General features: G+C 62.0%; 9 protein-coding genes. 8 read left to right on the top strand and 1 reads right to left on the bottom strand.

All coding sequences use genetic code 11. From position 1 onward, the window contains the following. Positions 1-65: 65 nt before the first annotated feature. From dnaX to ACTQ05_RS00470, 8 genes are all read left to right on the top strand, one after another. Complete coding sequence (gene dnaX, locus ACTQ05_RS00505) at positions 66-2561, top strand: DNA polymerase III subunit gamma/tau (protein ID WP_441537694.1); 2496 nt, start codon at positions 66-68, stop codon at positions 2559-2561. A 221-nt stretch (positions 2562-2782) separates the two neighbouring features. Then, positions 2783-3103, top strand: a complete 321-nt coding sequence (locus tag ACTQ05_RS00500) for a YbaB/EbfC family nucleoid-associated protein (protein WP_427719331.1) — start codon at positions 2783-2785, stop codon at positions 3101-3103. Positions 3104-3116: 13 nt separating this feature from the next. After that, positions 3117-3713 (top strand): recombination mediator RecR, encoded by a 597-nt coding sequence (gene recR / locus ACTQ05_RS00495; RefSeq protein WP_099432550.1) that lies wholly within the window; start codon positions 3117-3119, stop codon positions 3711-3713. Between the two features lie 243 nt (positions 3714-3956). Next, positions 3957-4859 (top strand): hypothetical protein, encoded by a 903-nt coding sequence (locus ACTQ05_RS00490; RefSeq protein WP_441083519.1) that lies wholly within the window; start codon positions 3957-3959, stop codon positions 4857-4859. Then, a complete protein-coding gene (locus tag ACTQ05_RS00485) occupies positions 4856-6697 on the top strand; it encodes a serine/threonine protein kinase (protein ID WP_441537693.1) in 1842 nt (613 codons plus the stop codon). The genes ACTQ05_RS00490 and ACTQ05_RS00485 overlap by 4 nt, the downstream gene beginning before the upstream one ends. A gap of 3 nt (positions 6698-6700) precedes the next feature. Beyond that, on the top strand, positions 6701-7639 hold the full coding sequence (locus ACTQ05_RS00480) for an FHA domain-containing protein (protein WP_441017335.1): 939 nt from the start codon (positions 6701-6703) through the stop codon (positions 7637-7639). Positions 7640-8116: 477 nt separating this feature from the next. Continuing rightward, positions 8117-11656 carry a pyruvate:ferredoxin (flavodoxin) oxidoreductase gene (gene nifJ, locus ACTQ05_RS00475; RefSeq protein ID WP_441537692.1) on the top strand — a complete coding sequence of 1180 codons (3540 nt, stop codon included), beginning with the start codon at positions 8117-8119 and terminating at the stop codon, positions 11654-11656. 191 nt (positions 11657-11847) lie between these two features. Further along, positions 11848-12030, top strand: coding sequence for a hypothetical protein (locus ACTQ05_RS00470; RefSeq protein WP_427729279.1), 183 nt, complete (start codon positions 11848-11850; stop codon positions 12028-12030). On the opposite strand, the gene ACTQ05_RS00465 is transcribed toward ACTQ05_RS00470, so the two are convergent. Beyond that, positions 12027-13388 (bottom strand): ATP-binding protein, encoded by a 1362-nt coding sequence (locus ACTQ05_RS00465; RefSeq protein ID WP_441537691.1) that lies wholly within the window; start codon positions 13386-13388, stop codon positions 12027-12029. The genes ACTQ05_RS00470 and ACTQ05_RS00465 overlap by 4 nt on opposite strands. Between the last annotated feature and the right edge of the window lie 241 nt (positions 13389-13629).

The following is a 13629-nucleotide window of genomic DNA, read 5'->3' as shown; positions in this document are numbered from 1 at the left end:
GCAGTATGCCGTGCGACCGCATGGCCGTCGCGGCAACAAAACTCAGTATACCCGGGGGAGCACCCATGGAATCGTTGTACCGAAAGTATCGCCCGCTCACCTTCGACTCCGTGGTGGGCCAGCAGCATATCGTCTCGACGCTCGAGCACGCCATCACCGAGGGACGCCTGTCCCACGCGTACCTGTTCTGCGGACCGCGCGGCACGGGCAAGACCACCATGGCGCGCATTCTGGCCAAGGCGCTGCTATGCCGCAATGCCGAGGCGGCGCGCGCCGAGGGCGCAAGCGGCTGCATGCCCGATGGCACTTGCGAAGAGTGCGAGCTCATCGCCGAGGGCAACCACCCCGATGTCTACGAGCTCGATGCCGCAAGCCGTACGGGCGTGGACAATGTGCGCGAGGAGATCATCAACTCCGTTAACTTTGCCCCGGTGCGTGGCAAGTACAAGATCTATATCATCGACGAGGTCCATATGCTCACGACGGCGGCGTTTAACGCGCTGCTCAAGACGCTCGAGGAGCCGCCGGCGCACGTGATCTTTGTGTTGTGCACCACCGATCCGCAAAAGATTCTGGAGACCATCCTCTCGCGCTGCCAGCGCTTCGATTTCCACCGCATCGGCAACGTGGATATCGAGCATCGTCTGTCCTACGTGTGCGAGCAGGAGGGCTTCGATTACGACGACGAGGCGCTGGCCATCGTGGCGCGCCATGCCAAGGGCGGCATGCGCGACGCGCTTTCCACGCTGGAGCAGCTGAGCGTTTTTGGCAACGGCGCCGTGCATGCGGACGATGCCCGCTCGCTTTTGGGCGAGGTTTCGGACCAGATCCTGGGCGAGTTTGCCCGTGCCATCGCCGAGCGTGATATTGCTGAACTCTATGGGCTCATTCGCGCACAGGTCGAGGAGGGCAATGACCTGCTTGAGCTGACGCGCGACCTGGTGGCGCACGTGCGCGACGTGTATGTGGCCTGCGTTGCCGGTACCCGTGCCGAGCTGTTTGAGGGCGGGGCCGAGCAGGCCGAGGCGCTTGCTGCCGAGGCCGCTGCCTTTGGCGGGCATCCGGCCGACCGTCTGGCCCGCGTGCTGACAGTGCTCGACGATGCCGCGTTGGAGATGAGGGGTGCGAGCGACGTGCGCCTGGTGCTCGAGATCGCCTGCACGCGCCTGGCACGTCCCGAGGCCGATCTGACCATTGAGGCCCTGGCCGAGCGCGTGGCACGCTTGGAGGCCATGGTCGCCAACGCCGCGGTGCCGGCGAGCGTGGCTGCTGCTAGTGCTGCGCCTGCGGCTGTCGCAGCTGCACCTGTGGCGACACAACAACCGACGCTGATCTCGGGTGCCCGAGCTGCCGCTCCGACGGCATCTGCCGCTCCCGCCGCTGCGTCTGCGCACCAGGGCGGCATGCCCTGGGACCGCGGCGCTGCCGCTCCGGCGGCCCAGCCTGCGTCCGTGTCAGCTTCCAAGCCTGCGGCGCCTGCGCCTCGGCCTGCGCCAGCTCCGACGCCTCAGCCCGTTGCGGCCCCCGCGCCTATCACCGCTCCGGCGCCTAAGCCCCAGCCCAACACTGCCGCTCAGGTTGCTGCCGCCGGCGCCGCCGAGACCCCTGCGGTCGAGGATGCCGGCGAGCTCCAGCGCAAATGGGTCGAGGTCGTCGAGCGCGTCAAGGCCCAACAACCTTCTTATGCGGCACTCCTGTTGAACGCTCGCGCTACGGCAGACGACGGCTCCAAGCTCACCGTCTCGTTCCCTACGGCATTTGCTATCAAGATGCTCGGGCGTGCTGATACACAGGCGGTGTTTTTGCCGACAGTCAGTGCGGTCTTCGGTCGTCGCACCGTCGACTATGTCCTGGATGGGGGTGTCAGGCCGGCTCCTCAACATGAGGAGCATTCTCCATCTGCACGGGCTGCGGCATCTGCGGACCCGCAACCCGTGTCCTCGGCGGCCCCTGCATCCTTGAGCGCCAGCGCGACGCAGCAGCAAGCGGCACCGGTAGCGGCACCGATCCCGTCGGTGACTGAACCCGCCGTGCCCAAACCGGCTGCTCCGATTCCCGCGTCCAAGCCCGCTGCCGCGCCTGCACCAAAGTCATCCGACCTGGCCAAGGCCCCTTGGCTGCGCTCCGACAACCCTGCCGGTGCTCCTGCCACGGGCAAGCTCCCGACCGAGCCCGCGCCCCGAGTGTCCGAGCGCGCGTCTGCTCCCAAGATTCAGCCGTCTGTACAGGCTGCGCCATGGGAATCCGAGCAGGTACCCTACGACGACGCCATGGTCGGCGGCTTCGCCGGCGATGCGAGCGGGGAAGATCTTCCTCCGTTCGACATGCCTGCCGCGGCGCCTGCGCCCAGCCCTGCCGCCTCGGCCGCAGCTCCCGCAGCTGCGACGTCCGCTCCTGCAAGTGACGACGCCCTCGCTGCCCCTTGGGAGTCCAACCCCGGTGCCGGCAGTCCTTTCGGTCACCAGGGCGCAGCCCCGGGCATCCCGCAGACCGAGGACGAGGCCAAAGCCCTCATACGTAGTGTCTTTGGCCAGTCCACCATCTTCAAGCCGGTGGAGTAACTATGCGGGCGGGTATATACGCCGAGTTGTGAGACCTTGCATAATTCGACCTTGCATAGTCTTGGGCGGCGCGTCACGCTAGAGGACATGTACATCGACTGAGTTAGCGCGACCGCCCCGCTCGTTTGCCCCGCGCCGTGGTACGATTTTTGAGTTTGAAAGTCCCGCCGTGCCCGGCTGCCCTTGCAGCTTGTCGCGCGACCACACGTAAAGGAGCCATCATGGCCGGTATGAACATGCAGCAGATGATGAAGCAGGCCCGCAAGATGCAGGAGCAGCTTGCCGCCGCGCAGGAGAACCTCAAGTCCCAGACCGTCGACGCTTCTGCCGGCGGCGGCATGGTCAAGGTGACCGTTAACGGCGAGATGGAGCTCGTCAACCTCACCATCGACCCCGATGCGCTCGATCCCGAGGACGTCGATATGCTGCAGGACATGATTATGGCTGCCGTCAACGAGGCCGTCCGCGGCGTCAACGAGCTCGCCAACAAGCAGATGGGCGCCATCGCCGGCGGCCTCAACATCCCGGGCATGCCGTTCTAAGACGCGCACATATATGAGTGCCAACCATAGTCTGCAAAAACTGCTCGATGAGCTGGGCCGTCTGCCGGGCATTGGCCCCAAATCGGCCCAGCGCATCGCCTACTACCTGCTCGAGGCCGACGCCGAGGAGGCGCGCCGCCTGGCCGAGGCCATTCTAGAGGTTAAGCAGGAAGTGCATTTTTGCAGCCGCTGCTTTAATTACGCCACCGCTGACGAGTGCTCCATCTGCCAAGACTCGATGCGCGACACCACCCGCATCTGCGTGGTGGGTGAGCCGCGCGATGTCCAGGCGATTGAGCGCACGGGCAGCTACCACGGCCTCTACCACGTGCTGGGCGGCGTGATCAGCCCCATGGACAAGATCGGCCCCGAGCAGCTGCACATCCGCGAGTTGCTGGCGCGCTTGGGCCACGAGGACATCCACGAGGTCATTATCGCCACCAACCCCAACATTGAGGGCGAGACCACGGCGAGCTACCTTGCCCGCACCATCAAGCCTCTGGGCGTCGAGGTGTCGCGTCTGGCGAGCGGCCTGCCCGTGGGAGGCGACCTGGAGTATGCTGACGAGCTTACGCTCGGCCGTGCTATCGAGGCCCGTCGTGCGATCTAGGCGGCGTCAGCTCCGCGGCATGTCCCGTCGGCCTGCCGCACGGGGCGCTCATAATTGGGCACGCGTTCATGCATTTGTTGTACAACAAACCTGCTTTTCATCCGCTTATCGCGTGGATGGGTCCACTCGCACCTCGTATTTGCCCATTCGTTGCACAACCTTTTGGGTTCGCTGATACACTCAAATGTGGATATGAAAGAATGCGCCGCTTTTAAGCGGCGTGTTTTTGTTGGAGGAGAACGCATGCGGCCCGCTAGCACTCAGACAAAGCATGGCGCCGCGGTGCGCATTCGACGCCGGCTGGGCCTGGCGCCTCGGGCGTACGTGCTGCTGTCTTGCTCGCTCGTGCTGGTCATAGCCGGTGTTTCGGCTTATGGCATGACGGTGCCGTCCATGGTACAGGCGCATGCTGAGCGCGAGCTGCATATTGGGCGCAAGGCCAAAAGCGACTTGGGAACGACAACCGGATATGCGTGGGCGAGCGTGGTCTCGCATGTTGTGTTCGGTGGCGACGATGCGGACAGTCCAGAAACATCGGACAACGAGGTTACGCTGGCAAACGGCAAGACCATCGTGCTCACCAACACCAAGGTCATTACGAAGCTTTCCAACAACAGTGTGGCTTCTGTCGTCAATAAGGCCGAGCAGCAGAAGGGGCAGGACGCCCAACAGGCAGGCCAGCCCGGCGGTTCGGGTTCGTCTGGCTCCAGCTCCGATTCGTCGGGCGGCGGTTCCGGTTCGGGCTCCGCCTCTGGCGGTGGATCTTCGAGTGATGGCTCGACGGACGGCGGTGCCGGCGGCGACACGGGCTCGGGTGGTCTCTCGGCTGCCGAGGAGGAGAGTATTCACAGCTGGCTCGTGACCAAATACAACATGCTCGATGGCTATGTCGCCCGCGCCAACAGCGTGGTTTCGACCTATAACGCTACGGGCGATACCGGACCGTGCGATAGCCTGACCAACGATATGTTTGTCATCCGTGCCGAGTTTGGCCGGCAAACGTTTTCTCCCAAGTCAAAGTGGTATCAGCAATACGCCAACCTATGGGGTTGCTACACCAATCTGTGCCAATGGGTGGGGCATTATGGCGATGACGACGTCGCGCTCAACAACTTCAATACCAAAGTGGCGGCGATCGCCCTATGACGAATAGCCTTGCTTCTGTGGCAACCCAGTCGCTCAGCCGTGACCCTATGGTGGGCCTGCGCCTGGCGCGCGTTGGAGGGTTTGAGCCCGCCATTGCGCTGGGCCCGGACGAGCTTCCCGCCTACCTGCGCCGTTTTACGATGCTGTTTGCCGATGACGCCACCATGCGCCGCGGCGGTATCGGCCGTGTGACGCGTGCCGTCAACGCGCAGGGCGAGGCCGTGGCACTCAAGCAGCTCATCTTGCCAACGCGCGACGAATTTGATGACGATGTCGCCCACGAGGCGCTGGTCACCAAGTTCAAGGCGGCGTTTCGCGAGGAATACGAATGCCATCGCGCCCTTTCGGGCCTTAGAGGCTTTCCCCGCCTGTATGGATGGGGCGAGGTTGACGGCGTGCCCGCGATTGTCATGGAGTGGGTCGAGGGCGAGACGCTCGCCCGCCTGCGCTCGCGCCTTGCCGTGGACGATGCCGGGCGTCTGTCGCCGCTCCTGGCGGCGCGCCTGGGTCGCGACCTGTTCGATCTGCTCTGCCGCATGAGCTTGGTAGGCGAGGGGTTCGTCCATCGCGATATCTCGCCCGCTAATATTATGGTGCGCACGGCGCGCCTGCCGCTCGACCGACAGCTTGCCGAAGGCACCTTCGACCTGTGCTTGATCGACTTTGGCTCTTCGCTGGCGCTCGAGCCCGCCTCTGCGGTGGCCGGCACCGGCGGCAAGGCGTCGTTTACCGAGCGCTATGCCACGCTGCGCCGCGCGACGGTGGCCTACGCCCCGCCCGAGATGCTCACCGACGATATTCCCGACCTGCGCATGCTTCGCATGTCGCCGGCAATCGATGTCTATGCAGCGGCGAGTACGGTCTACGAGCTCATCGCCGGTGTCGCGCCGTACGAAGTAGCGCCGGGTGCGTCGGGTACTTCGGGCTCGCGCAAAAAGACGTGCGATATCGCCAGCCCTTATCGCCTCAAGATGGATACGCTGCCCGATTATCCCGTTGGCGCCCACGCGCCCGGCTGCGACTTGACGCAACTGCTGCGACGCGAGCCCGATGTGGCACTTGCCGCGGCCGAACAGGCTCAGCAGCTGGGACTCGATCCAAATTCCGAGGATCTGCGCGATGCGCTGGCGTTTGTCGATGCCCAGTTGTTCGACGTGGTCATGGCCTGCCTGTCCTGCCATCAGGAAGATCGTCCCGAGCCGGCTGCGGTGGAGGCGGCGCTCTCGGCATTTTGCGACCACTATGCGCAAAATGTCGCCCGCTCGCTTCGCGCCGAGCCGCTCTTGCCGTGCCCGATGGAGGTATCGGGGCACACGGCCCGGCGTGCGGCGATGGTTGGTGCGACGGCGGTATGCGGCGTGCTTTGGGCTGTGGTCGTGGTATCAGCTGCGCTGTTGGCGTCGGGCGCCCATGTGACGCTCGTCGTGGGACCGCTTATGTGGTCCGGGAAGCTGCCGGCCATTATCGCCGCACTGGCGTTGGCACCGCCGGGCATGGTGGGCATCGCTGCCGGCGCCATGGCACACGATCGTCGCACGGGGTTCCTGCATGGCGTACTGGCGCTTTCTGCCTGCGAGGTTCCGGTGCTGATCGCGGTTGCATGCACCGTGTTTTCCCAGCGCGCCGTAGCGAGCGGCTTCGTTGCCGCCTTAATTGCAACCTATGCGCTCACGTGGTTTTTGCTGGCGATGGGGTTTGCCTTCGAGCTTCCCGTCGTGTCAGCGCGACGTGCGAAAATTTCCATGGCGACGCCGCTTGCCGGCGGAGCCGCGGCTGCTCGCGCCTTTGGCGGGCCGGCCGAAGCATCCGACACTATCTCTGCGACCAAGGAGGGCTAAGCCATGGCTTCTCAAGCTGAGCTCACCCCGTGCGGGGCAATGTTTGACATCTTTAAGCGCGCAGCGCACCTGAGCCATATCGAACTGTGCGGCCTGGTGCTCTCGAGCCGCCCGCTCGTCGACGGCCGTAGTCCGCAGAGCCGTGCTGCCGATCGCTCTTGGGTTTCGCGCTTTATCGTGCGCGCGCCGGTTGGCACGCTGCAGGAACGTTATTTTGCCGATTACGGTACCTCGGCCGCGCGCATTATGTCGCAGCTGGCCCTGCGCCGCCGCAATCCCATGGACGCCGCGGCCGTGACCAACATGGTGTGCGGCCCCGCTGGCGAGCCCATGGTGCGGGCACTCGAGGAATGCCATCAGGACACGAATCTCTATCGCAATGCGCTCGAGCGCCTGTCGCAGGCGGCTGAGCTCATGCCCGCCGAGCGCGCCGAGGCCATCCTGGTGCTGTTTGTCGCCGTGGGCTGCTCGGCAGATGTCCGCTCGTCGGTGACCTATGCCCTCGACTACGCTCATGCGACCTGTGGCGGAGCCACGTCGACGCCGCGCTCGCTGAGCACCTCGACGGTCACGGGCGAGCGCGAGGCGGCGCCTGCGCACCCGTTGGGACTGCTGCGCGTGCAAAACGGCTACGTGGTGAGCACCCCGCGCTGGATTCAGCCGAGTGAGGAGGGCGTCGAGATCGGTGCGCTGGCGACGGGGGAGGGCGATATCACCGATGTGGGCGATGACGTTTCGGCTCGCCATGCCCACGTGTGGTGCGATGACCAAAATGTCTGGTACGTCGAGGACCTGTCGTCCACCAACGGAACTGTGGTGGTAAACGGCGCGACGAACGTCTGCACCCAGGTCGAGCCCGGCCGCTCCGCTCAGCTCAACCCCGGTGACGAGCTCAGGCTCGGAGAATCCACAACCTACGCCATCCTCCTCGGCGCCCTCTGACTCATCTCCTAAATAAGTTGCGGTGAAATAGGGACTGTTTAAGACTGCGGCCGGCAAAAACAGTCCCTATTTCACCGCAACTGCCATTTGGTCCCTCGGTGACGGAAGGATAATTTTTGCCCTTGATGGTCGCTCGGGGTAAACCTTTACCGCCCGCCTATATTTGTCGAAATTACACTTGACGGCGGGGTACAATAAACCCGCATGCGGATTTCCGTTGCGGGCGCTTCCCATCACCGGGGCGTGCCCGGGAGCATCCGGCATGCGGCCTTTGCGGCGCTCGATCATGTGCAAGACGGGTAGCTGGGCCTGTGGGGCGCGTGCAGCCCTCCTCGCCTCGGCATGCCTTCTCTCCACGCCATGTACCTGCTGCTGAGTCCGCCTGTCAGATGACTGGAAGCAACAGCGAAAATCCCATCACGCCAACATCCCGGTAATCGCCGGGGCCTGTATACCTATATGAGAGGAGAGGGGTATATGGCGCGTAAGTTTAAGTCTATGGACGGCAACGAGGCGGCCGCATATGTTTCGTATGCGTACACCGAGGTAGCGGGAATTTATCCCATTACGCCGTCCAGCCCGATGGCCGACCATGTCGACCAGTGGGCGGCCCAGGGTCGCAAGAACATCTTTGGCACCCCGGTCAAGGTCGTCGAGATGGAGTCCGAGGCGGGTGCAGCCGGTACCGTTCACGGTTCGCTGGGCGCCGGTGCTCTGACCACCACCTACACGGCTTCTCAGGGCCTGCTCCTGATGATCCCGAACATGTACAAGATCGCGGGCGAGCAGCTCCCGGGCGTCTTCCACGTCTCCGCGCGTTGCGTCGCTTCCCACGCCCTGAACATCTTTGGCGATCACTCCGACGTCATGGCCTGCCGCCAGACCGGTTTCGCCATGCTCGCCGAGGGCAACGTCCAGGAGGTCATGGACCTCTCGCCGGTGGCTCACCTTGCCGCCATCGAGGGTAAGACCCCGTTCCTCAACTTCTTCGACGGCTTCCGCACCAGCCACGAGATCCAGAAGGTCGCCATGTGGGACTACAAGGATCTTGCCGAGATGTGCGACATGGACGCCGTCCAGGCTTTCCGCGACCACGCGCTCAACCCTGAGCACCCGCACACCCGCGGCAGCCATGAGAACGGCGACATCTTCTTCCAGAACCGCGAGGCCTGCAACAAGGTCTACGACGAGCTCCCTGCCGTCGTCGAGGGCTACATGAAGAAGATCAACGAGAAGCTCGGCACCGATTACGGCCTGTTCAACTACTACGGCGCTCCCGATGCCGATCGCGTCGTCGTGTGCATGGGCTCCTTCTGCGACGTGCTCGAGGAAGTCATCGACTACCTCAACGCTCACGGTGAGAAGGTCGGCCTGGTCAAGGTTCGCCTGTTCCGTCCGTTCTCCATCAAGCACTTCGTGGACGTTCTCCCCGAGACCGTCCAGAAGATCGCCGTCATGGACCGCACCAAGGAGCCGGGTTCCATCGGCGAGCCGCTCTACCAGGATGTCGTCTCCGCTCTCTACGAGGCCGGCAAGACGGGTATCAAGGTCGTCGGCGGCCGTTACGGCCTGGGCAGCAAGGACACGCCTCCCGCGTCCGCGTTTGCCGTCTTCGAGGAGCTCAAGAAGGACGAGCCCAAGCGCGAGTTCACCATCGGCATTGTCGATGACGTGACCAACCTGAGCCTGCCCGAGGCCGAGGATGCGCCCAACACCGCAGCTCCCGGCACCATCGAGTGCAAGTTCTGGGGTCTGGGTGGCGACGGTACCGTCGGCGCCAACAAGAACTCGATTAAGATCATCGGCGACCACACCGACAAGTACGTTCAGGCCTACTTCCAGTACGACTCCAAGAAGACCGGCGGCGTTACCGTCTCGCACCTGCGCTTTGGTGATTCCCCGATCCGCTCGCCGTACTACGTGACCAAGGCCGACTTTGTCGCTTGCCACAACCCCAGCTACATCGTCAAGGGCTTCAAGATGGTCCGCGACGTCAAGCCTGGCGGCACCTTCCTGGTCAACTGCCAGTGGAGCGACGAGGAGTTCGCCGAGCACATGCCCGCCGTGGCCAAGCGCTACATCGCGAACAACAACGTCAACGTCTACCTGATCGACGCTATCGACCTGGCCGCCAAGGTCGGCATGGGCAAGCGCACCAACACGGTGCTCCAGTCCGCCTTCTTCGCGCTGGCCAAGGTCCTGCCCGCCGAGGACGCCCTGCAGTACATGAAGGACGCGGCTACCAAGTCCTACATGAAGAAGGGCCAGGCCATCGTCGACGCCAACCACAAGGCCATCGATGCCGGCGCTACCGCCTTCCGTAAGTTCGAGGTTCCGGCCGACTGGGCTACCGCCGAGGACGCCGCTCCTGTCGAGCTTTCCGAGGAGACCAAGTCCGCTATCGCCCAGCAGGTCAAGAACCTGCTCGAGCCCATCGATCGCATGGATGGCGACAGCCTGCCCGTTTCTGCCTTTGTCGATTGTGCCGACGGTCAGTTTGAGCTGGGCGCCTCCGCATACGAGAAGCGCGGCGTCGCCGTGGTCGTTCCTCACTGGGACGAGACCAAGTGCATCCAGTGCAACCAGTGCGCCTATGTGTGCCCGCATGCTACCATCCGTCCGTTCGCGATGACCGAGGACGAGGCTGCCGCCGCGCCCGAGGCTACCCGTACGCTCGACGCCATGGGTCCCAAGGCCAAGGGCATGAAGTTCACCATGGCTGTGTCCCCGCTCGACTGCATGGGCTGCACCAACTGCGTCAAGGTCTGCCCCAAGGGCGCCCTCGAGATGGCTCCCGCCGAGCAGGAGATGGATCAGCAGCCCGTTTGGGACTACATGGTCAAGAACGTCTCCGAGAAGAAGGAGCTCATCGCGGCCAACGTCAAGGGCAGCCAGTTTAAGCAGCCCTACCTGGAGTTCTCCGGCTCCTGCGCCGGCTGCGCCGAGACCGCTTATGCACGTCTGGTGACCCAGGTCGCCGGCGACCGCATGTTCATCTCCAACGCCACCGGCTGCTCCTCCATTTGGGGCAACCCCGCTGCCACCGCTCCTTACTGCAAGGACAAGGACGGTCACGGCCCGGCGTGGAACAACTCCCTGTTCGAGGACAATGCTGAGCACGGTCTGGGCATGGCCATCGGTTACGAGGCCGTCCAGAATAAGCTGATCGCCGCCACCCAGGAGCTCATCGCTGCCGATGGTCCGTCCGACGAGCTCAAGGCCGCCGGTCAGGCTTGGATCGACTCCGTCAACGACGCCGAGGCCTCCAAGACTGCTGCTGCCGCCTACGTTGCCGAGCTCGAGAAGTGCGGCTGCGACGCTTCCAAGGCGATCCTCGCCGACAAGGCTTACCTCACCAAGAAGTCCTTCTGGATCTTCGGTGGCGACGGTTGGGCCTACGACATCGGCTTCGGTGGTCTGGACCACGTCCTGGCTTCTGGCCACAACGTCAACGTCTTCGTCTTCGACACCGAGGTCTACTCCAACACCGGCGGACAGGCCTCCAAGGCTTCGAACCTGGGCCAGGTTGCTCAGTTCGCCGCTGCCGGCAAGGTGACCAAGAAGAAGTCTCTGGCCGAGATCGCTATGAGCTATGGTTACGTCTACGTGGCGCAGGTCGCCATGGGCGCCAACCCGGCTCAGACTCTCAAGGCCATCCACGAGGCCGAGGCCTACGACGGCCCGTCCCTCATCATCGGCTACAGCCCCTGCGAGATGCACTCCATCAAGAAGGGCGGCATGCAGAACTGCCAGGCCGAGATGAAGAAGGCTGTCGAGTGCGGTTACTGGAACCTCTTCCGCTTCAACCCCGAGGCTGCTGCCGGCAAGAAGTTCTCGCTCGATTCCAAGGAGCCCGCGGGCGGCTATCAGGAGTTCCTGATGAACGAGGCCCGTTACGCTTCGCTGACGCGCTCCTTCCCCGAGCGCGCCGAGGAGCTCTTCAAGGAGAACGAGCAGGCCGCTATGGACCGCTACGCTCACCTGCTGAAGCTTAAGACGGTGTACAACGAGGCCTAGGTCTCCCACCGCAGGATCTGAGGGCTAACCTTCGCGGACGTCCTCGGACATGAAAGAACCCCCGCTGCGCACTACGTGCGGCGGGGGTTCTTTCGTCCTGCGGAATGTCCGCGAAGGTTAGCCCTCAGATCCTGCTACGACTACGTCCTCGGATTGTGGGGCTGAATGAAGGACGTGGCTGAGGGGGCCTTTTGCCCCTTTCGCTGTTTCGCGGCTTTGCCGCGAAAGTCGCGCTACTTTGGGGATGGATGGAGGATTTGGCTGTTGCCGCTTCTTATCCCTTTGCTTTTTCGCGGCTTTGCCGCGAAACGCGCAGCACCTTGGGAAATGCATTGATGCGTGGGCGGGGCTGGATTGCGGATTCAAATGGCTAGAGAGATATGGGTGCGAACGAGAAATCGTTATTGGGGTCATCCTTTTCCATAAACTCATCGAGACAAAACGTCATGTAGATTGGAACGTACAGAACCTTGCCCTCTTTGCTGAGATTCTCGTGGCTCAGTACAACGGCCTCGGGAATTTTGTACTCGCCTGCACTCATCAGACGATCGAGGGCCGCATGCGCTCGAACTTTCTTGCCCGATTTGACCTCGATTGGGACAACATGCCCGTGGGCGCCTTCGATCACAAAGTCAACTTCACCGACCTCACACGTTTGGTAGTACCATGCATCCGCCCCGAGGGCAACGAGTTCCTGCGCGACCACGTTCTCATAGAGACCACCAAGGTTGGGAGTTTTCATATCAAGATAGACAGCGCGTGCAGTGCTACCGGGGTATCGCGATGCGAGCATGCCTGTATCAGACTCGTATAGTTTGAAGGCTGTCGTTTTCTCCGTCCTCTTGAGAGGACTCCGTGGCTCCGTCACCCTGGCGACCATCAATCCAACACCTGCGTTAACAAGCCACAGGAAATCCTGCTCATATTTTTTAAGGCGAGCTCCCTCACCCAGAGACGAAACAACAAAGCGATGGGACTCCGCCTCAAGCTGAACGGGAATTTGCTCAAAAATCGACCGAACGTTAAACGCTCGAGTCGATGCATATTTTGAGATATCGCTTTTGTACTGATCGACCAGCTGAGTTTGAAGCTCACGTGTGCTCACGAGCGAATAACCCGAATCAATATAGTTCTGAACGACCTCCGGCATGCCGCCGCAAATGATATATGCTCTATAGTTTTTGAGCATCGCCTCATGAATATAGTTTTCGACAGGATGCTTCTCGACAAGGCAGCTGCGAATACCGGCAAGCACATTCTCGCTGACGCTGTTTGCCCAACAAAACTCTTCAAAATCCATTGGGCGCATAACAATGTGCTCGACATACCCCACCGGAAAAGAAGAGATCCCCTTAAACTCAGTCCCAAGCATAGACCCCGAGAAGACATAGCTAAAGCGCCCATCCTCGACCAACGCCTTCATCAGTGTAACGATCTGCGGATACTCCTGAATCTCATCGACAAAGACAAGCGTGTCCCCCTCAACAAGCGGCGCATTCGCAAGAAGGGCTACGCGGTTGATAAAGTCAACGGAGTTCTTTGCGCCAATAAGCACATTCTTTGCCTCGACATTGAGTAGTAAATTGACCTCAAAATACGAAGCGTAGTTGCTTTTTCCGAACGCGCGAATCGCATAGCTCTTGCCGATCTGACGCGCACCAGTAACAAGTAATGCCTTATTGGAGGTATTCTTCCAGCTCAAAAGCTTATCAGTGACCTTACGGCGTAGCATAAAACCCCCAAATGACAAAAATTGGCAGATAGAATTGCCTAAAATAATACAAAAATTTGCGGATAATAGCGTGCGTAAATATACAAAAATTGGAAGATAGCAAAGGTCCGATAAGGTCTCAAAGCCACTGAAACAGCGCTCTACTTTGCGAAGGGGCTGGAGACGCTGCTGTGTGCGTCTCCAGCCCTCTGATTCTTACTTTTGGTTCCGCGATGGGACTTTGTTGGCCTTCCTGGTCGGT

Source organism: Collinsella sp. LCP21S3_A9, from assembly GCF_052118785.1.
Taxonomy (GTDB): domain Bacteria; phylum Actinomycetota; class Coriobacteriia; order Coriobacteriales; family Coriobacteriaceae; genus Collinsella.
Note: the sequence above shows the minus strand (reverse complement) of the source record. Positions and strands in the feature narration are given on the sequence as shown.